Annotated in this window: 1 protein-coding gene (only partly in view); it reads right to left on the reverse strand. The window is 59.3% G+C overall.

This entire window lies inside a single protein-coding gene on the reverse strand: locus Q8Q08_00915, encoding a pyridoxal-phosphate dependent enzyme (protein ID MDP2652572.1). The 114,990-nt coding sequence extends 12,193 nt beyond the window's left edge and 78,845 nt beyond its right edge, so the window shows coding positions 78,846–102,797 (codon 26,282, partial, through codon 34,266, partial); reading right to left, the first codon wholly in view occupies positions 23,949–23,951. Both the start codon and the stop codon lie outside the window.

Genomic DNA, 23,952 nt, shown 5'->3' on the forward strand with positions numbered 1-23,952 from the left:
AAGCTCGCGGCATAAGCAAGCTGCACGAGCCGCGCCAGTTTCTTTTCCTGTAACGGCCCGAGCTCCTCGCCATTGCGCGTGCGCGTGAGATCCGGCCTGCCCTCTCGCTCATGCTGAGGGCCCGCGGCCACAAGCCTGCGGACACGCTCCTCTGTCAGATCAATGAACAAACGCCGGAATGCCGCGGGAACGCTCCAAACCTTCGGGCCGATGGCGACCTGTTGAGCAGGATAAAACGCGTTCATCTCCCGGAAGTCGTCAAAATTTGATTTCGCGCCCAGATGATGGTTCGGGTTGAGCAACACAACCGCCCGGGGCCGCCCGCGGAGAGTTCCTCTGAAACGGCTGGCCTGGACAGGAGTGGCGGACGGGGTCCACGCAATCAGGGGGATGTTCTCGAATTTCGCGATTTCCCCGACCGTATATTGGGCCCTGGTCATATCCCCGGAACTGTGGTCAACCATGACCAAAGTTGTTTCCCGGTTTTTCAAAAACCGAAAGATAACGTCGGTGACGGGATTTTCTTCGGCCTGATGGATCTCTTCCGCCGAACGGAGCTTCGTTCTCACCAGCAAAAATCTCGCCGACCGGGGCCATGAGCCCCCCGCCAAATCATTCGGCATCACCTCATGGATCCCCAGCCAATGCCGGACCTGGTCCGTCATCACCGGGAAATAAATTCCCGTCCGTTCATTCTGCCAGATCAGGACCGGTTGATCGGCCCGGCCGCTCTCATCCAGGATGCGGCGGATTTCCATCAACCGCTCAACCGCAAACAGCGAGTCCCGCGTTTCCTGGCGGACGATCCTGGCAACCTTCTCCTGCGTCAGGAAAGAACGGTTGCGCATGACAAACTTTCGGGCGAATTCATCGAAGGACGCAAAACAGCATTGCGGATCAAACAGCCGCTCCAGCCGCTGCTGCACGGCCGGGAATTGCCGGGCCGTTTCCTGCTCGGATCGCCGGTGCGCCGCGGCGGGGCTCATCGTCTGCATCAGCTGCAATTCACGGCTCTCATGGAAAACAATGGCGTTTAACGCATCGGCGAGGTCTGAGGGGAAGGCGGACAAAAGTCTCTCAACGATCAGGCGGGATGAAAAATAAACAACCAGCGTGTCCCCTTCGTAACGGGCCCAGACGAATCCTTCGGGCGGAGCCCGCGTTATGGGCTGCGTGAAAATCCGGAACGCCACCGGCTGTCCCTGGAAGTCCACAAGGGCCCCGCTCAGTCTGCGGAGCGGACTTTCCTCCAAATCTTCGAGATAAAGTCCGTGACGTCCCGGCCTCCTCTCTTCTATTTCAGAAGGGCCGGGGCTGTCCTGTTCCCACGTCCCGGCGTCCGCCATCCTGGCCGCTTCCCGGCGCAGACGGTCGTTCATATTGCCTAAAAAGCCGGCTGACCCTGTTCCACCATCTCCCTGTCTGCCCAACTCTTTGACCCAGCCATGGAGCAGGAACGGCACGCCGTTGGCTTCGAGTTCAAGATCTTGCGGTTGATAATCGGCGCCCGGCTTACCGTACAATTTGTCAACGATATGATCATTGACGCTGATCCCGCTGATTCTTCTAATATCCTTCACTCCCCTGCTGGACAGAATGGCCAGCACAGGGATACCCAGAGTTTCCAACTCCTTCTCAAGCGTGGCAATCGCGTTGCCATACCAGCTGTACCGGTAACCTTCCGGCCGTCGGCTCGCGTTGCGTCTGGCATCGTACCGGTTCTGTATTGCGTTCGGCAGGCTGCTCCAGCCGTCTCCGGTCTGGATGACGCTCACAAGAAACACGATCCTCCCGTCCGCCGTCCGGAAAAACCCGCCCGACAACTGGCCGAACGTTCCCTCGAGAGAAATCTTGCCCAGCGAGCAATCGTAAAGCTTCGACAAATCCGGATAGGACGCCAGTTCCTGTTCGGAAGGAAACACATGGATTTTCACCGTGGCGGGAAGCATGGCGTTGCGCGGCGGGGCCATCCATTGGGACCCTTCCGCGGGCAACGGCGTTGCGTCCAAACGAATCTCTCGCGATGACGCCGAAACATTCTGCTCGCCGGGATCTTTCCAGGCCACTTGTTTTCCACTCATAGCCTCGATCAGATTGTCCCTAAAGAATTGCCGGGCGGAACCGATTCTTAACCCCAACCCCGACCTGGCAAAATGCGCGGGGCTGTCCTGCCAGCTTGCCGAAGACATCAGGGCAGGTTTCAACGCTTCATAGATGTCATCCGCCAAAATAACGGTCAGGGCGGTGATTCCCGATTCTTCCTTTTCCTGAAAAGTAACAACAGGGCAGGACGCGCACGGGATCACGGCGACCGGAACTTCTCCCCAGGACGACATCACATAAGGAAGCGCCCAGAATTTCAATACCCGCTCGCCCGGCTCCCAGGCCAAAACCAATGTCCGGCCGGCATGGTCATCGCATTTCCCGCCTGCACAACCGAAATTGACGCTGGCGCGGACCATGATTTTCCCGTTTTCGAGGACGACGGCCCCAAGAGACGCCAGATCGTCATGTCCCTGCCCCCGGTGGATACGCGCAAATACGCCGTCTGCGCGTTTTTCAACAGACCATGGCGGCTGGCGGAATGTCTCCAGCTCTGCAGCCGGCCCATCCGGACCCGCCGCTTGCAATCTCTCTGTTTCCTGCCACGACGCTTTTTGCAAAGGCCCCCGGGAAGAACCGCCCAATTCGGCAAGGTGCACGGCAATTAAGGACAGCAGTTTAATGACCGTGAGTTTATGCTCATCGGGGAACCCGAACTCCCGCATCGTTGCGGCGGAGGCCATGGCCACAGGTAGTTGGATCAGCGAGTTTCGCATCATCACGGCGTGAAACGCCGCTGCGCAAAAATCGGGCGCCATTTCGACGACCCGGAGATCATTGCGCCATTCACGGATATCGAGCGGGACATTGGCGGCGGCCGGGTCCGTCAGGGATTCCAAGCGTGTAAAACACTCCGCAATGGCGCCCAGCACGCCGCGGAATCGTTCGCCCATCAGCTGGTTGGCCATGGACACTTCGGCATCGGTCTCTCCTCTGGCTATGGCTTGGGCGATCATGTCCCGGTCTTCCGGCTTCAGGCCCAGCGGGACTTCCCAAAGAATACGGTTCTCTGCGGGCTGACGCGTCTTCAGCGGAGCGGGATGGAATGGATATGGAAAGCGGCCGTTATTTAAAGAAAGCCATTCATCGATGACCCGGGTCTGGGCGCGGATGGCGAGGCGCTCGGTGGGCTGATTTTCATGGATCTCGATCTGGTCAAAGACAAAATCAATTTGTTCGTCGCTGAATCCGGCGGCATGCAAAATCGGCCGGGCTTGTTCGCGGGTCAGGTTGTAGTGGACCGCGCCGTCGGAGGTGTGATACGCGACGACATTTTCAAATCCGGGCGGGCCGTTGATCTGTCCCGAACCTTCCAGGATTCTCAGCGCATGGAACACCACCCCGTAAGCGCGGGCCAGCTCAAACTGTCCATGACCGACGGCCAGAAGGATCTGTTGATACATGGCGGCCGAACGGATGGGGTGGTCCTCTTCCTTTCCATTGAGATGCCGTTGCGCCATTTCAACATACTTCTGCACAGACCCCCGATGTTCGTCCATGACCCGGCGGGCGCGTTCGCCCAAGGCCCGGGCGGCTTCCTTGTCTTTCATCAGCCGGATCAGTTCGTCCGTCAAATTGTCCGGAGACGCCAGTTGGAGGATCGCGTCCTTTTCCTTGAAGATGGCGATGACATCCGCAAAATCGGCCGTATAGGGCCCGACAATGACGGGTTTTCCAAAATTCGCCGGCTCCATCGGATTATGCCCGCCGCGCTCGGGAATAAAACTGCCGGCGACGACCACGACATCCGCGACGCAGTAAATTTTCCGCAGTTCTCCCATCGTGTCCAGCAGGATCACCTGGGAATGCCCGTTAGGGCCGGCCGAACGCTTGGAGACGCTCAACCCCTTCCTGGCCAGATAACCTCCGAAGGCGGCCGCGTTCAGCATCATGCGCGGGGCGAAGATCAATCTCGTGCGCTCCAGACCAGGCTGGCGAATCAAAGCCTGATACGCAGCGGTCAGGATGGCTTCCTCGCCCGCGCGCACGCTGCCGAAAACCACCACAGGATCTTCCGGCCCGATCCCCAATGATCTCCGGATGTCCGCCTTTTCCTGATCGGTCACCACCACGTCCGCCGCGTCGAACTTTATATTGTGGATGACGGATATCCTTTCCGGAGACACGCCCTGATGGACAAAATATTCGCTGGCCTCCGAGGATACCACGCCGAACTCGTCGATCAGCGCGATCTTCTCTTTCCCGAAAAATCGGTCCTCAAGACCATGAAGGCCGATCAGTCCCTGGTGTTCCGCGTCCTCGGTCCGGTAAGAATTGATCAACAGGATGCCGGCCCGATAGTCCGTCTTCGCTTTTTTCAGAAGATAAGGGCTTGTCCGGCTGAAAATCTCCTGCAGGATAATCAGGCGCGGGCGCACCATTTTGAGCCACCGGTCAATGAAATAGCGCAGCTCCGCCGGGTACGGCAAAACGATCAACCCGCTGTCCTTCATGATGGGAAGCGACCTGACCTTGGCCGGGAAAAATGTAATCAGCACAATCTTATCGGGCGTGATCTTCCGCAGCTCACGGCTCAATTTGACCGCATTGATCACCTCTCCTTCTCCGATCGCGACGATCACGATAGAACGGCCGGGAGCGGCCAGCTGCGTCTCGATTTCAGGAGGAAACACATTGTACCGGGCGGCGAAATCCCTCGCCTGGATATCGTGGTTCACAAAGTTCCTGGCGGCCCTGACCAGGGAAAGAGACGCATAGGTGACGCGCTTGACCGCCTTGGCTTTTCTCGAGTCGGATTTGAACATTCTGGAATTGAACGACGTCCTGATCAGCCATCTCACGAACGGCCGAAAAGTCGCGTTGAGCATCGTCATCATAAGTCCCGATCTCTTCTTCATCCCGTTGCCGTTGGACACCCCGTTCACGCCGTTGGGAACGATCCCGGGCTCCCGCTCAACGGGCCGCGGACCGTTGCGGCCGTTGACGATCGTGCGCCACACCATGATCACGGCGCCCGCCATCAAAAGCAGCGAAGCGATGACCTGCAGAACCGTCGGATGAGACCCCAGGATGCTCACCGACCAGACGATCGCCCAGAAGGACGTGGTGGAACGGATGATCGTGATCGTCCAGTAAGGCAAATGCTGATACAACCGGTACGCAATGAGCCAGACCGTGGCAAAGATCAGCGCGAGGCCCCACAGCCAGGGGTTCAAAAGGTTCTGTCCGATCTCCGTCCAGGGCAGCCGTCCGGCGTCATGCGCCATGACCGCGAGAAACCCGGGGAGAACTTGCGACGCCCCCGCCTGGTCCACTCCGCGCAGGGTCAAAAAGACGACCCAGTGCGCCGCCACGCCGAAAATATAACCGTATTTCGTCATGATCAGGGACAAGTCGTCCTTGCGCTGGGCGTCAGTGTTCAAAACATCAATGACCGTTTTCTGGATAATGCTCTGAACGATCACGAGCCCGGCCAGGAACAACGCCAGGGAAATCCGCGGACTATGGAATCCGGCCATGACGGCGGACAAAAGGCCGGATCCTGTCCCCATCGCGAGCCCCATATCCAGCAGGGTCAACACCACGACCGCCCCTCCGATCAGCATACCGAACAGGTGGTGCCGGTTAAATTTCTCCCTGGCGATCTTCCCCCAGGTGCCGAACAACAGCGCCCCGATCGCCAGTCCAACGATGAAACCGGTGGTGTTAATCGCGGCATAAACTTGCGGAAGAACGACGCCGAGGGTGTAGACGAAAAAGATCGTGTTGATGAACTGGCTGATCAGCGCGTTGATGACAATCAGGAATATCTCCAGCCGGCTTGAAGCGCGCAGGGTCTGCCATTCGCTGGTTGTCAGGGACCCGACCCGGCTCCAGGTCTGCTTTTTGCCGAACCTGTGACCGAGGGCCACCTGCAGAACCAGAAGTCCGAACATGAAGATCGTGGCCATCGGGAAAAAGGTGATCAGATAGCCGATCGGATTGGCCTGCTGGACGTGCAGGACCTGGCTGGCGATCGGCGAGGAAAGCCCGACGAGGTTGGCCATGACAAACGCCGCCAGGACCCAGAAATACTTCTTAACGGGTTCCGGGATGGACAGCGAGCGGCCGGGGGCCGTGAAATATTCTTGATGGACAAATGTCGTGAACAGGAATAATCCGAGACCGACAAGCAACAACACGGGGAGGGAAAATTTCAGAAAAGCCAGCAGGACGATCGCGGCAAAATTCATCCCCGCCACGGCCGCCGGCGGCCCTTTGTTCATGTCTACGTGCAAGGGAATAAACGCGCCCCAGACGATTGCGCTCCAGACTGCATATCCAGCCGTGAACACCGGCCAGCCGATGATATGGCCGGCCAACAACCCTCCAAGCACCACCACGCCGGCCAAACTCAATGCCCAGAACATCACCTGCTCGATGATCCCCTGGTTGCGCACCGTGAAGCCCAGCCTCCGCCAGGCGGGTTTCTGCTCGGCCTTGCGTAGCCACCGCGTCAGCGCCGGGATCATGGCCGCCCCGGCACCCGGGGCGGGTTCACGGCCCACGATCCTGCCGGGAACCTGGTTCAAATCGGCGGCCCTCAAAACCTGTTCCCCTTCAGCGCTCACGACCACGCCATGATCGGCAAACATATAAATGGGACGGGCCAGCCAGGCCTCGTCCATATCCTTGAGGATATGCTCAACGCCCACAGCCTTCAAAGCGAGGAATAAGACCTTTGCCGTTTCAGTCGAAGGGATGAAACCATTATAATTCTGGTTCCCGTGAAGAATCGCCGCCCGGATGTTTTCGCCGATCTTTTGCCGGTTAAAAGGATCCACCCCCATGCCGATGAACACATCCGAAAGCGCCCCGGCCAAAATCGTGGCCGCGGCTTTGGGATCCGGCATGACCAAAGGCATGACGTAATAAACCGCCGCCTCTTTACGGGACTGATCCCACAACACGCAATAAACGCAATCGATGGCGCCGCTCTCTTGGATGACGTCGCCCGGCCCCCCGACGGTAAACACCCCCAGAGGAATTTCCCGGTCTTCCCGGTGCACCGGCCGGGAGAAACGGTATTTATCTTTTTCAACGTAATCCCGCCGTTTGGAATACAACTCCTGGTAGAGCTGGAGACCGTCCTCGAGATTGGGCTGATCCGGCCTGACCTTCCAGTCGCGGATTTTCTCCGCAAGAACCAGAACGCCGTAGCGAAGCATCTCGTTGGAATCTTGATGCTCCAGCAGGGCCACGGCGCCTTCCAGGGCGACGACAAGATGATCCTGGAGAACAAGGACCTGCTCCTGCCCTTTGCGCAGCTCAAACGGCAGGCCTTCGGCAAAAAGCTTCCCGGTTTCATGCTCTCCATAAACAACGCCCTGTCCGGCGTCGACCACGGACATCGTCCGGGCCGGGACATGGCGGGCGTCCTTTTGTCCAAGGACCATCTGGACTCCCGCTGGAGTCACAACGCCCCGGGTGTGGTCTTCCCCGTCTTCCCGCGCTTTCAGCACGACAAACGATTTGCCGTTGACCGTGGTAACAAAAGCCCTCACCTGGCCGTTGTTCACGGCGACCGGCCATGTGGCCCCTTCCGCATGGGCGCGCGCCAAGAGTTCAGCCGTCACTTCCACGGCGGGCTCCTCCTGCGGGCTCTGCAGAACTTGCTGCTGAATCTTTGATAATGTGTCCTGCCTTGCCGCCAGAATCACCAGGTCCCCGCGCTGCCTGACAAAATAGCGCAGGGCTTCGCCTTCGTAAATGCGCGAATCCCCGGCAATCCGCTCAATCCCGCCCTGCTGCCGAGCTGTTTCTTTCGCTTGCTCGAATTCCGCGCTGTCCGCAAGCTCAAGGATCTGGACTTCACCGGCTCCCAAGATAAACGGCAAGCCGTTTGCGATGAGACTCCCCCGGGCATGCACCTGATGTTCCCAGCCGCGTCCAACGTTCATGACCCGGAATTGCTCCGCCCGGCCTTGCGAGGCATTATCACTGTTAAGAAGCGACTGCATTTCCGAAGGCAACACGCTGCCGAACGACGGCTCGTTGCTGAAACTCCGCTGACCGGTGAGGACCATAAAGGACCGGCCCTGCGCCTGTGTGGCAAAAGCCGCAACACGGTCATTCGTTGTCGCCATCTGCCGCGTCACCCGGTCCTGCCAAACGGACGCGCCCCGGTCGCGGCGCTTCATGGCCTCATAGACGTTCTGCAGGATCTCCCTTTCCAAATCCTGACGGATCGGTAAAAGCATCGGCTCCGCAGACGGGACGCGGGCCAGGAATTCGCGGATATCCTTTTCAGGATGTCTGGCGCCGACCATGTCTTCGGGAGCTATCTCCTCGTCTCCGATCTCCTCCAACGGCCGATATCCCGGCAGCGGTTCGGCCTCGACGTGCCAGTGCCCCGGACGGGTCTTGACAGCATAAAGGCCATGTTCGGGAATACCTAACGTCCGCATGATCTGCCGGGCCGCTCTGAAATTGATCTCTCCGGATGCCATGTCGATTCCGCTGGATTCCAGTCTCTGCAGAAAGGCCTGCACCAAACTTTCCCGGGCGGATTGGTCCAGCGCATCTCTCCGGATGATCGCCTTCAGCAGGCAATTGAGAGACAGCGCTCCTTCCACCCCAATATCCCACCATTTGATTGTTGAATTGCCGGCGTTCAACTCTTGCCTGTGAATCACTGCCTCCGTCAAATCCCGTTCCCCGCTGTAAACCCGGGCTGTCAGGATGGCCTGCGTTTCGGTCAACGCCCGTCCCTCGCGATCCTTGAACTGAAAATCATGAATGAACAAACGATACGGACGACCGCTGCCGAGAAAGGCGTCGGAAAGATCGCGTTCCAGAGGATACTTCAAAGCTCGGCGGAAGGACAAAATTCTCGACAACGGCTGCCGTTCGGGCCCGGATCCCGTCCTCGTGTCTTCCTCCAGAGGATTCCGCGCCGACATGTATAATGAGCTTGGCACAAAGCCTTCGATGTTATCAGCCGGCAGAAGGATTTCCGCCCCGCGGCCTGAAGACGCGATGGTCAGAATCGCCTCATTGATACACAGGTCCCAAAACTTGCCGGTGATGACAACCGTGAGCGTCTCCCCGGGATAAGCACGTATGAGCCCCTCAACTTTCTCGGCGACCTCATCCTTGGATTTTGTCCCGGAAATATCCCATTCAACGACCTTCAAACCGGCCCGTTCCAGCCGGGATTTCGTCAGCTCTGAGATCCCAATCTGCGGAGCATGGACGTTCAGATGTATGATTTCACGGCTCTTCAACGGTTCATCGCTCAAACGCGGAATGTAGGAACGCAGTTCTGTCTGTTCGCCATTCAGCGAGGACGGGCCGTTCTTCCTAGGCCGTGCGATCGGACGCCCGGTCATGGTGTCCATGACGATCTCGTATTGCTGTTGAATCGCAGAGCGCCTGAAAATCCGCACCCGTCCGCCCAGTTCCAGGAATGTCCCCTGAATGTTCAACTGGAGACTTTCCGAATTCAAGGAAGCGAGGTTGGCCAGCACATTGTCGGGAAGCACCTGGCGCGTCACGTCGGCAAAACCCAGCTCGACCAGTACCTCTTCGGTCGCAGAAATCGCACGATGGTCAAAAATAACGATTTCGGGATTCCGGCGGGTCAATTGCAGAAGAAACGCCTTCAGCGCGCTTCGGTATTGACCATCGGCTTCCTGCGCGATCTTGTCCTCATCCAAACCCTCCGCCCTTAACTGGGTTTTCTTGTAAGCGAGGAAATAGGCCTCGACGTGCTGAAGCCAGATGACTGTTCGTCCGCCGTCAGGCAAGCCGGCCAAAGCCTCGCTGATGGCCCCGATGTCTTCAAACGCGACACGGGGAGCCGCCAACAAATTCCCAAAGACGGACTTTTCCTTTAACGACAACCCGTAATGCCCTAAGTGCCCGTCCACCAAAGCAAAATGGACCACACCCGATCCTTCCTGAGTCAACGCGATCCCCTTCGTGCACTCAAAGAGCAGGAGATTCAGGCCGTTCAACGGGGCGATCACAATCCCTTCCCGGGGAAACGGAAGAATGCCCGCTGTCCGTAACAGCGAGAGGAAGAGACGATAAGATAAAACATATTCGCCGATGGAGCTCCGGCGGGCATGGCGGGCGGCCCCCTGGGAGAGCGAAACCATCTGCCGTTCTCTCCTCTGTTCTGTTGTCCGTTCCCCTCCCCACCAGGACTTCTGCTTGTGCTTAAAGCCCTTGGCGTGCACGTCCCAGAGGGTCATGTCCGTTTGTTCGTCGGTCAGATGATAATAAAATTCCGTATCGCCTTTCGGCGCACGCTGCGGGACAACATAGATCCGCTCGGCCCAATCGCGGACGTTCGCGCCGTGCGCCTTGGCCAGCCGCTCCAGCCATCGCCAGGCGACATCGCCCCGGATCAGCGGGCCGTCAAAACCGTCAACCCCGTCCCGGACCGCGCCTTCCTGCTCGATGGCGCGGATCACGTCATGGATCTCCGCATCCGCGGCCCCCAACCGCACCAAAGACCGGATAAAGCAGTTCAACGACCATCTTCCGAAATCTCCCGTCGCCGGCTGAACGGTCCGGGCCTGGGGGTTCAAGGCATTGAGAGCAGCCATGGCCTCCTCGACCATCCGCCCGCCGGAAGGGCTTTCCAGCGAAAGGTTCGCAATCACATACGCCAGCGTTTCCCCCCGTGTCCGTACGGCTTCCGGCAAGTGAGGATTGGGACCGGTTTGCGATTGCCCCATGTCGATGAAAAACCCGCGGTTCGCCGGGTCCATCAAAATGCCGACGATCGTCTTGGGATCATGTCTTCTGACAAAGGCCTGCAGTTCCGCCCATTTCGTGGGACTGACAGCAAATTTCACTTCATAAAAGTCTCCGGACTCCAGCGCCCTCCTTTCGCGGTTCAGCCGCAAAATGCCGACCTGATAAACCAGGAGCACCGCCCCCTGATTCCTCATATCAACGGCCTGGCTTGAGATGAAAACCCCGTGTTCGGTCCAGAATTCCTGCAAAGGCATGCCGAACGACGCCAGCTTGTGCGGGAATGTCCGCGGGAAATTCCTCTTAAAGTCCTCGGCTGTTTGTCTGCGGTTGAAATCCGCCGGGTCAAACTCGATCAAGGCCATGAACTCATCCTCGGAAACCGCGCCGCCGCCGAAAATCAGATGGTCGAAGACCGAGATCCCGAAGACATACCGTTCGTTGCCCACATGGACCCGCAACACCTGATGGGCCTTCTTGGAAACATGGCCGCGATGGATTTGCGTGATCTCACACGGCGAGACAGAAATGGCCGACAACGGGACGCCCTGGCGGACCAATTCATCGATCGCGTAATAGCCCGTCACCGCGCAGTCCCCGCAATTGTTCTCGCCGAAATATTCCAGCCGGATCTCGCGGATGGACGGATCAGACCAGGCCCGGCGGCCGATCAGCATTTCTCCATAATTCCCGAGCGGGAACCTCTGCAACAAGGCGTCGCGGGCCGCGTCAAGCCGTTCCTTCAATGTTTTCGGATCGGTCGCCGCATTGGGGAAAGCGGCGGGATTCCCGGTGCCGGCCCGGCCGGCACCGGGCATAAAGGCATCTGTCCACGGGGAGACCTCCACCGGGAATTCTTCCCGATAGGATTCGTGCACGCGGCGGTTGGGGATGTCCATTCTCCGGGACGGAGCAAACTGCGTCAAAATGTCATAGGCGGATTCATACAACAGCTGCTCGTCCAATCCGGGCTTGCCGCGGTTGTAATCCAGGATCCCGCGCGCCATGCTCTCGTCGGCCGGGGTCCACTGTTCCGAGGAACCCGTCTCCGGGCCCCGGCGCGTTTTCTTTATGCGTTTGTCATACAGCCCGGCAAGATGTTTCCACTGGGCGAGATACGCCGGCCGGTCGTCCTGGTTTTTGGCGGGCTTTAAAATCACGCGCATGACATCTTCATGCTTGTCTCCCATGATCCGGCGGCCCGTCTGGACGCCTTCCACAACGGCGACATCCCAGCCACGCTCCAGGGCTTCAACAAAAAAGGCCGGCATCTTGTTATAGGTCAGCTCCAGCGTCCCCCCCGGTTTCAGGAACCGGCCTGCCTGCGACAGGACCCGGTGCAGAAGCTTCATATCCTGGTCCATAAAGACCTTCATGTGGGGCTCCACTGCGCCCGTGACCGGATACGGCATGTTGAAATAGATGCGGTCGAATTTCATGTCCGGGAGATCGTCCGGCAAGTCGAACAAGTCCGCTTGCACGACCCGGATGACGGACGCATACGGCGAACGACCGACGTTATATTTGGCAAAAGCGTAGGACACCAGATCGTTTTCAACGGCGACGATCTCGACCCGCCCTTCCGCCCGCGCCGCCGTGATGAGGGCGTCGGCCCCGGAACCGGTCCCGAGAATCAGGATCCGCTCGCCGGGTTTGGGGCGGATGCCTTCGTAAAACATCAGGCTGCTCGGCGTGGTCGGTGCGCAAACGCCTTCGCAATCAATGATCGGCGGAAGAGAAGGAATGCCGGTCGTGAAATCCAAAAACAATTTGCCGGACACCGAATTCTTGCGGTGCGTGGCGTTGACCCAGTCGGTGGCCGATTTAAAAACTTCCAGCTCCTGCCCCGAAGTGACCGGAAACGCAGGGAATAGCAACGACACGGCCTCGTTCCGCATCTGCGCGCGGGCCCTGTCCATCGCCCTCGGATTGCGGCGGAGGACCTCTTCGATCTGCGGAACTCCTTCGGCGGCCGCGCGGAGGATCGAATCCAGGATCATCGGCTCGCTCTCTTTGCGGATATGGTCCGGCAAGTATTTGAACTTGATCCCGTAGATGGCCAGCACCACCGCCCTGCGGCCGTGCATCACCAGGCGCACGGGAAGCGGACGGCCGTCCTCGTTGCTGATGGGAAACGTCTCCCGCCTCTCAATACGTTGTGTTTCCTGCTGCGTCAACGGGAGTTCGGTTTCCCAATATCCTTCGCGGACGTCCTGCTGGGAAACATAAAATTCTGTAAACGCGACGTGCAATCCCTCGCCCAATGCGGCCAGGGCGGAATCCGGCGCGATCAGCATCAGGCTCTGCGACTTGATCTCATCCTGCTGGCGAAGATAGGCCCGGCGCTCCTGTTGATACGTCCGTTCGAAGGCCGCCATCCTGTTCTGCCGGTCCGCCCTGGCCCCAACGGAATAATGAGCATCGAGCGCGGGGACGAGCGCGGACACATATTGCCGGAATTCAAAAACGGCGAACGGCGCCCTGCCTTCCAGGTACGGCCCGGCGGCCAGGTCCACAGCGATATCGCGCCCGGGCCCTTTCAGAATGATGAACTCATGGAGCTGGTCTTCATGAATCCAGACGTCGTGAGCGATCTTCAATTCATCCAGCGCTTCGCCCAACGTCTGGGAAATAAAGTGCGCCAGCCCGCTGACCGGCGAGTCCACGCGGTTGAGCCAAAGATAATGACTGGTCCCGTCCCGCTCTTCCATGACCAGCATGCGGGACCGCAATGCCTTCATCCTGCCGAACAGCGCGAGCAATTCCTGTGCCCTGGGCTCCAGCCGCTCCTGGATACGCTCTTCGCTGATCGCCGTGCCGGCCAGGGGCTCGAAGGCCGCCCGCAAGATCCCGCGGAGATCATCCAGCATCCTGTTGAACTCTTCCCGCGCCTCCTGCCAGGGCGCGTCAAGCCGCCGGGCCTGAAGAACGCCGGATGCGGGGGATTTCGTTTGCCCGGAGGGAGGAGCCGTGCGGGCCGGAGGATCTTTCTTCGCGTCCTTTGCGGCCGGTGCGGCCTGGGGCTCAAGGCCTCTCACCTTCTCCATATCCAACAGCCAGCCGGCGAGGATCCGGCCCAACGGGTCCTTGGCATGACGCAACTGGTTCACGCGGAACCCGTGGCGTTCCATCAGATCGATCAAGGCCTGACGGTCCTCATCCCCATAGACCGCGGCCTGGCCTAACAACACCCGGGATATTTCATAACGGACATCGCAGAGCTCGAAAAATCCCATAAGATCACGGATCTCAGCGGCCCGGTCGATCGGGGTCCCCCGCTCCAATTTCTCCCAAATATCCAGGTGGCGTTTGACCTCCTCAAACGCCCGGCGGTCCGTGGACCATCCGGCCTCGCGGATGGCAGATGTGAGGAATTCCCGGACAGAACGCATGCTTTGCAGAACCCCCCGGATTTCTGTGGCGGACGGCGTCTGTAAAAACGTCAGCGTGGCTTCACGAAGATGCGTCTGCCGGATAATTTTCTCTTCCTCCACGCGGACGGTCGCGCTGACCACGATGGCGGAATTTTTGTGATGGACCAGGAACCTGACCTTTCCGCCCACGGGCAGGACGCGGTTGATCGCCGCCAGGGTCTGTTCGCGGTTGGTATATTCCCAGCCGTAATGGGACACGACCGCCGACGGATTGGCGAGCATGCCGGCCGGTTGGCGGTCGGACCCGAGGTCTTCCGCGCGCATGCGGTGGAACGTGACCCCGGCCGGGATCAATGCCGCCGGGATATCCGCCAAATCCAGGGAATGGACCGTAAAGCCGGGGCCAGCCGCTCTAAGGATGCCGGCGGCCACGCCTTCTCCGGTGCCGATATCAATGATCCGCGCGTCCGGCGGAAGCATGCCGGCAAATTCCCGCCAGACCCAGGCCAGCGCGTCAATGACCTCCTGCGCCTGGAACTGCCGGCCCAGGCTGTACATGTGGCTCCAGTCCTCCGCTTTTTTCCTGTCCCCGGCGTTGAGGTTCAATTCCGCGGTTGGGACGGGCTGAGGACCCGGCTCTGCCGCCGGCGCTTGCGTGACGGTTTGAGCAACAGCAGTCGCAATCTCCTGTTCCAATTTCTCCGCCACGGCTTCAATGCCAAAAGCCATGTAACTGTATAAAAATTCCTCGATACCGGATCTCAGCGAGCGACCGGACACCGCCAGCGATAACCAATCCTCGACCATAGATTCGCTCAAGGCGCTCTGGGCCGGCAGCGCCGGGATCAGGGTCCGCAAGCGGGATATCAGGGCGGGGATGTCAACAAGGATTTCCGTTCTGGGGGAGGCTTGGGCTGCCCCGCTGGCAGCGGACTGAGCCTGGGCATCACTGACCCCGTCCACTCCGGCGACAAACCTCGTCGGCCTATCGGCCGGCGGGGCCGGAGACTCGGTCTCGATGCCGGATTGGCGCAGGACGTCCCGGACCATAAGGGACTGTTCCAGCAGCCGCAGCTGATCCTGCGCCGGAGCGCTCTGATACCTTTGGGAATATTCCTCCGGCCTGAACATGACATCGAGGCAATGCTGAATAAATTCTTTAAGAGGATCGAAAGTGATGGGCATGGCTTGGCCAGCCCTCTGCCAAAACGGCATCCCCTTCGGACCTTCGCTGCTCTGCGAGTTGCCCACGGCGCAGGCCACGACCAGAACATCTTCGTTCCGCCGCATGGCCGCGCCCGATCCCGCCTGTTCGAATCCCTCGATGATGGCCCGGCGGAATTGCCCGGATGGTTCGACCCCGCTCACCCGCAGCCAATTGAAGATGAAATTCGTCCGGACCATCTCCGTCACCGCCGCCAGGTCGCCGCGGACCAGCGCCTGATCAACCGCGATGATGTTGGTCGCTAACAGGACCCTCTCCATCCCCACGTACAGGATGTCTTCGACGGACGCGTCCCTGGTCAGGATAGTTTCGCCCTCCCGCAGATCTCTCCCGATGAACGGCAGACGCTGCGCCCCGGCAACCGGCTGAAACCCCCCCCGGACAAGAAGGCGGGCGGCGTCGGCATTCGCGCAGGCGAATAATTTTTGATACCCTCGCTTCCCGGTTTCGACAACCACATGCCGCAAAAGATTGCGGCCGATGCCCCGCCTCTCATGCCGCTCATCCACCGCCATCTGCACAATATAAACAACATTTCGCGCCGGGTAGACCGAGGCGTAAATATAGCCAAGGACGTCGTCGCCTTTCACATAAACATAAACCTCCGGGGTTCCGTTATAAATCTCCGATGACGATCTCACGATCCGGGCAATGGTTTCCCGAGGGACAGGGGAAGCCATAGGCACTCTCTTCGACAATTCGTAAACCCGGTCGATATCCCGCTCCCTCGCCGGGATGATCCTTTCGGCAGGACCAGAGGCCGTATTCTCGCTGCCCATGGCATGTCCCCGCTCAATCCGCGCCATGATCTGCGCGGCATCCTCTTCCCGGACCAGCATCGCCGTGTTCATGACGATGGGGACGAGCATTCCGGCAAATTTTATCGCCAGCCCCCGGATATGATCGTTGCCGTGATTCCGGATATCTCTTTGCACGAACGGCAACGGCTGGCCCAGCCACAACCCGGAGAGAGCGGCGGGATCGCGGTCCCTGAGCCAGGATTGGAGGTCCCCGAGTTTGTCCGCCGGGAACCGCAGCTTGACCAAAAAATTCTCACCCATCGGCGTGGCCAGGAGACGCTGGCGGGGATCGTAGAGCCGCTGCATCACACTGTAGGTCAACTCCAGACTGCCGCCGCGGGCGCGTTCGACGCCGATGGCGACAAACGCCTTGTCCTCTACTGAATACAGTTGCGGGACGATCGGCCCGAGGTCCAGGAACCGGAGGGTCTTTGCCGCGGCTTCCGGCCCGGCGTTTGCCGGAGGAACGACGACTTTCTTCCTTCCATAATCCCGCTCGACCTTGGCCAGATAATCCTTGGCCGGGTATTCCAGCGGCTGCAAATCTTCCTTACGCACGACAAACGGGATGGCCTTCTCATAATCGCGGCGAAGGAAATATCCGGTGCGGCCGAAGATCGTCTGCTCGAAGGGCGTGACTCCCAGGATATACGTTTTGTATCCCCGCCCGACCTCTACAAGAACGTGGCCCAGCCCTTTGCGCTGGGAATTCTCGTAAAGGACCGGCAAATCCACGATCAAGACTTTCACCTCTTTCAAATCAATCCCTTGCCGCTCGATTTCCTTGACGGTCCGATAGGCGAACAACTGGCAATCCCCGCAACCCTCGGCGATCGGATCGCCGGTCGTGGCCAGCGTCCCGGCCGGATCTTTCACGCCGCGCTGGTGATAGCGGAAATATCCGTAATTTTCCAGCGGGAGCTGTTGGGACAGGGCCTCCGCGGCGGCCGCGAGTTTCCGGCGCAGTTCCTCGTCCTGAGCATTTCCGTCGCCGGCGGTCAACGCCGGGATCGACAAAATGGCAAAAATACGGTCAATCAGCCAGCGCAACTCCGGCGCTTGGTACGGCGGCTGATACGGATGTCTGTTCCCGATAGCGCGCAGACCGAGCACATCGAGGACAAGGACATATAAGGGGAGGAGGAACCAATGCGTTAACACGGCGATGAGGTTGAAGAGCATATGGGCGAGGACATTGGCGGCGAGGACGCTCAAGGCATACGCCGCCAACCAGTGGCCGGCGAACAGGAACCAGCCGAGCATGAACTGCGGAGCCACGGCCATCGCCAGCCAGATGAAAATGATCCCCACGGCCCGCCAGACCCGCTGGCGATTGGTGAAGTTGTCATGGGCCCGGAACCAGCGGATGGGCCGGAACGGCCCTGCGATTTCATAGAACGGTGAGAATCCGATCTCGATGCCCCAATCCGGCATCATCGTGATCCCGAAATGCTTAAAGAACCGGTGCCCGGCCTGATAGGTGCCTGTCAACGTCAAGGGGCGGATCTCCCGGTCGTCCTGCGACAAAATTCCTTCAACTCTTTCAACGGTGGCGGCAACCGCCTCCCTGTTGCTGTCAACGATGACATAATTGCCCATGTTGTTCTTGCGGAGGATGCGATTCAACCGGTCCTCGATCAAACGGTAGTGGGTGCAGCTCAAACAGATCACATTGAGGCTTTTTCCCGCCCGCAGAGACATGCCCCGGAACTGCCTTGCCAGCAGCCGGAGCATTTTCTCCATGTGCCGGGAGCGGCTCTGAATGGCGTCCACCAGCCGCTGGCTCGGCACGATCAAGGCGTCCCGCTTACCGAAATTGACATCCGAGGACGCAGGCTCCCGCGGCGAAAAACCGGCGGCGCGCAGCAGAAACCAATAGGAATGGGCTGTCCGGGACCGGGCGCTGGCATTGGTCATGAGCAGAATGGGAAGAACGGACTTTCGTGATGCCGAGATTCCGGATAACCGCTCGACAACAAGACTGACCGGGGTAATAACGATGATCTTCTCGTCACTGATTCCTGCCGCCTTGGCCATTTCCCGAACAATGCGCTCTCCCCCCATGGCGGCGAACGTGTTGCAGGCCAAACAGACAACGTCCCGCTCGGTAATGCCGGCCCAGACCACCCGCCGGACAAGGCCACGGAAAATATCCTCGATCTGGCCGTCATCCAGCCCGCCGATCGTCTTTCCATAAACATGTAACCGGATCCGGACCTGTCCCGAAAGACCGGAAACGCGCCGGGACAGCTCCCGCCGGATGTCTTGCGCCGCGGTCTCGCCGCCACGACCGGAATCAATAACATGAATCGTTGTAACCTTGACGCCGTCAACTCCGGAATGGAACCTGGCCCAGGCGCGGCCGATGCTCTCCGGCAAACGCCGCGACAACGCCAATACACCGATCAAGGTGTATAACGGATCGACAAGCAGGTAAACCAAAATATCGCCCAGGGCGATTTCCGGGATATTGATTCTTTGGAGAACATGCGTTTCCCTTTTATAAACCAGCCAGTACTGCCATTCCTTGGGAATCCCCACCAACCAGGACGGATCGGAATGAGTGATGCGGCCCCGCTGATTCAGCGCAATGACTCCCAAAGAGGCCAGCTGGGGACCGGGGAGAGCGCCGTCAAGTTCCGGGATCACTTCCGCCAGTTCCCACCAGCCATACCGGACGGCGACCCGCCCCGTCACCAGCAGAATCACGTTGACCGCATTCAACGCGGCCGCGGTTGCCAGCAGTGCCCCCAGCCACCCGCTGGACATCCCGACGGTCAGCGCGATCAATCCCAAGACGCAAATGCCGAGGTCGATGGTGAGGGCGACGGACTTCGGAGCCCCTGCCCGAACGGCTCCCCGCTTTTTCCACGGCTGCGGGATGTCCATCGTCCGGCGCTTCTGGGCGCGGCGTTCGGCTTTGACGCGGTCGACAATCTCCCACCACTTATGGCGGGTCAGGGTGATTTCCGAAACCCCAGCTTTGACCGCCAATGTGGCCCGGCTTAAGGTCTTGCCGCGGAACCCGCGGACCGCCGCTTCGATCCGGCGAGCGGCGTCCTCATATGTCCTCCTGTTGCGGGCAGGCAAGACCTGGTCAGGTTCCAAAATTTCAATGACCGTCAGTCCTTTTGTAAGCCGCCGATCGGTGTCCACCCCGAGTTCCGCCGGCCCATATTCTCTCCACGTCTTGGCGCTCACCCCCAGAAAGCGGACCAACTCCGCCACCGTGGTCCGGCCGCCCGGATGCAAAGGCAGCTTGCCGCGGATCTTCTCCCGGCTTCTGGCCCGGCGGGCGTGATAGCCTCCGTAAAGGATTTCAGGCCGGCCCTCCCGTTTCCGCACGCGGTTGTCCGCCCAGACAATGGCCGCGGGTTTGTGCAGCCGCGCCCTGGATTTGGACATATGAACGCCGCGGGCCATGTCGTTGAAATTTAAAAGGCCCCCCGGATGCCCGGCCACGAACCGCCGGATCGTTTCATGGTCGCAGGCAAAACCTTCCTCATCGGAGCCAATGATAACAATCCTGTCAGCCGGACGGCGGTGGCGGTTCATCTGGCCGATCCTGAGGAGGAAATGGTAACGATACAGGGTCCCTGAAGGAATTCCCGTGTCGATCTCGATCTCCTTGGCCGTGTATCTGCCGCCGGCAATCCGCTGAAGGGCTTCCGTGACGCGGACGGCCGTCCGGTTGCTGCGCGCCCTCCGGCCGTCGGCTTTCCTCTGGCGCAACATCCCCAGCGCGTCCTGCGCGGCCTTCTGACAACGGAGCTCAAATTGCTTCTTTTTGGACTTGGCGAATGGCAAGACCTGATAAACGATCCAGTCATGGCTCGGATTGACGAACTCATGGAACTCTTCGATCTTCCGGCGTTTTTCCAGGACAAGGCCGCGCTTTTTCAACTCCCGGCGGATGATCCGGATATAGCGGACGCTCCTGTCCCGTTCCTCTTCCCGGAAGCGCCCGGGATACAGCTCGCCCGAGGTTTCCGGATCCTGATGCAAGTGGTTATACCACCCGAGGGCGATGTATCCCCCCCACTGCATGGCGCGGGCGATTTGAACGGCCATCCTCCGTTTGGCCTCGTGCGGAATGTTCGGATACGAGAAAACGCTCAACGCCACAATATTGCTGACGGAGTCCGGCCGGATGCCGGCATCTGCGAAGTTGCCCCCAGCCACGGGATGCAGTTGAATGCGGTTGGCCAACCGGTGCCTGCGGATCACATCCCGCCATTGACGATTGGCCTCGATCCCCGGCTCAAAAATTTCAAATTTGAGTCCCTGCCTGGCCATCAGGATCTCCACCCCGTCCTCGGACGGGTTCCCGGGGCCGACGGAAATATTGCGTCCCCGCCGGGAGTTCAGCATCCACCACGGGAAGTCGGTTCCGAAATACAACTTCAAGAGATGCTGAACTGCTCTCGGAGTCAGGTCCGCCACCTCCCGGCCAGTCTCTTCCAGGGATGTTCCCTGTTCTCCGGCAATGCGCGTTGCAATGATGGGCAGGCGGGGCAAACGTCTCCGGCCGTTCCCGGCACGCAATTCGGATGACGGCAAGCCGTGGCTGAGGTTGTATAAGGATTGCCAAAGCTCCGTCTCCAGCGCCGAGACCCGAGTTCTCATCTGTCCCGAAAGATTGTCGAACCACTCCGGCCTCAACCAATAAATGGTCCTCAATGTCGCCCTGGCTCTGGTCCATCGGCCGGTTTTTCTCAATTCAAACGCCGTCTTGTAAGCCCTTGCGGCAATGGCGGCCCTGATCTCCCTGGAACGCGCAAGCGCGTTGAAAGATTTTGCCACATCACCCATCGCTCCGAAAACAAGTCCGAGCCCGTTGTGGGCTTCATAATTGGACGGATTCAACCGAACGGCGTGCTGGAATGCCGTTTTGGCGTCCCTGTCACGATGCACCCGAAAAGCAGCAAATCCGTGCGCTGTCCATACGGCGGAATTCCTCGGATTCAGCTTAATGGCCTCGCTGGTGTTGTCCCAAGCGGCATCTCCCTCGAGAAGGGCCAGCAACGCATACGCGATGTTGCTGTGAATCAGCGCCGTCAGTCCACGGCCGTCCATGATCTGGAGATACGGGAACAAAAGCCACAGCCAGGTACTGCCGGTCTCCTTGAGCGCCCCATAACTGCCGCGCTTTTCATATGAAACGCCCAGATGGACGCTCTCAATTCTCTGGTTGATGAAATCGACGATCGTGGCCTTGTGACCCGCCCGGTCCGGGATCAGGACTGCAACATGTTTATCCCCTTCAACAGCCAGGACCTCCAGGCCCAAGACCCGCAAAAGGACATACGTCATCTGGGAAACAGCCGTGCAGGAAACCATTTCCTTTGACAACCCGGTCCAAGCCTTGGCCAAAGTTTCTCCGTTGGAGAGTAGATGGAAGATCGACGGCCCTGGACACAGGCATTCCACCAATAACCGCACCAGTCGGCGCGGATGATCTCCGTCCAGATACCCAGCGTTGAGAACCTGCCGGTTCAATTCCTGCAGGAACTTCTTCAAAACCTGCGGATGATGGAGGGTCAGCGCGTTCATGCGCGAACGGATGCCCCTCACGCCCAGCAGTGCGAACAACCGTTGAAACTCATAGATCAAGATCCCAAATTTTTCATAAGGATATCCCAGATAACCAAGGGTCTGGATCAGCTCGAGACGGTCGCGAACGCGCTGATAGCCGCTGACCGCGCGCTGGGCCTCGACGGCCTGGTCGTGTGACCGGGTCATCGTTTCGACGGCCTCATGCCGGGCGACGGCCCTCAGAACAATGAGAAGCTCAATGTCCGAGAAATGGTCCCTGAGGATCTTCTCAGCGGATTCGGAAAGGTAGATGCGGTCGTCGTCCATCCAGATCTCCACGCCCAGCGGTGGGGCCCGGCCCTGCGTGACCACCCGATAGAAGTGCATCCGCCGGCCTGCTTCATGGATGCCGGTCCGCTCGAATGCCGGGATCAGCTCAGCCTCCATGCGCCCTTCGCGAAGGGTCCTCATGCGGGCCTTCAGCTCCGCCGGCGCGAGATTGCCGAAAAAGCCTGAAGGACTATCTTGAATCCCCTCTATCCCGCGGTCTGCAGCCTCCGCCGCCCGGTTCCACTGGCGGATGCTCTCCGCCGAGCGCGGCATCTCGGAAATGGGACGGCCGTCCCGGTACAGCTCGGCCCCCGCCCAATCCTTCCCCATCACAATCACTTCCTCATCTTCATCCAGCGGAAAAGCGTCGATCACAAACCCTTCCGACGTCTCGATCCAGACGTGATAAATCTTCGGCGTCACCACCTTCCAGGTAATTTCAAACCTCTCGGCAATGCCGTGAGCCCGGGCGTAACGGTCCCAGCGGCGCTTGATTTCATAAGCATGCCCTTCACAGTTGTGCATCGCCGCACCATGCGCCCGTAACTGCGCGGCGTAATCCTGAATGAACTCCCTGGCCTCACGGGCTACCCTCTCATAAAATGTCAAGGACGGATACGCCATCCATTCCCGCGGGCCGAAGTATCTGCGCGAGCCATCCCGATGGGGCAGGCCGCTCAAATCCAAATGATGCGTGAGGTCCATGGCCATGGCCTCCGCTTTGATATGCAAAGCGACGTAACTCAAGCGCCCGCCGCGGAATTCGATCGCCATGGTTTCATGGATCAATGTGCGAAGGATTTCCAGACGGGACCGGTGGTGCTTCGGGAACAGGACGATCACGTTGCGGCCGTTGATGCGGGTGTTGATCGCCAGAACCATCACAGGGTATTTTCTCTCAAACGCGTCGATGTCCCTTTGCAACTGCGATCCCGGCGGAGCCCGGACAACCAGGGCGTCCAAAAGGATTTCGCCCGGCTCATGGGCTCCCTCATGGAACAGGCCGTAGGCCTGGTGCTTGGCCTGGATGTCGGCTTCGATCTCATGCAGCCCAAACGGCCGCTTTTCAAAACGGCCGACGATGGCCCGTAATTCCCTTTCCGCCTCGACAGACATCCAGCCGACCGTGCGGGCCGGGTCCGTCTGCGGCTGCGGGGTCCCTGCGGGTTCGACAAGCCCGAATGGCGGGAGCGGCTCGCCCCAGACAAACCGTTGAACGAATTTCCGCCACGTCCGCCACAGAACCATCCGCCGAATAGAAACCAGCGACCCCATCAGCGTGACCATCATCAGGATCGAGGAATGATAGCTCAGCAGGAACAAAAGGTACGGGACAACCATGCCGTATCTGCGGCCGCGCTTGAGCAGTTCAAATTCAACCCAGACCTTCCTTAATATCAATGTGGCATAAGGATTGGTAAACGGTATATGGCGTGCGGCGAGCTCATCGAAATAGAACTCCAGCGATCTCCGGGCCAGGACATAACGCCACGCGTGCTGGAACAAACGTGTTCCCGGCGTGAACACCCGCAGAGGATAAACGATGATTTCGTTCCGTCCGGATCCGGCGCGGACGCTGCGGAACTCCTCAAAATCTTCGGTCATCCGGATTCCCTGCGCTCTTTGCCGCGCCTGCAACAATAGCGGATCACGCGCGCTTTCCGCCTGGAACCGCGCGTCAATATCTTTGACCCCGCGCGCATACGCCTCCCTCTCCCCGGCCGGGACCGGCCGCGGCGTCAACCCGATCGAAGATTGATAAAAATACATCAAATAGCTGGCCCCCAAAATCATCAGTCCGAAGACGAACAGCAGCAGGCTCAATTGGCCTCCCACAACCAGCGCCGGAACAAGCCAGGCCAGCACAAAAGCAATGGCA

This window comes from Candidatus Omnitrophota bacterium (assembly GCA_030688425.1).
GTDB lineage: Bacteria > Omnitrophota > Gorgyraeia > Zapsychrales > JANLHA01 > JAUYIB01.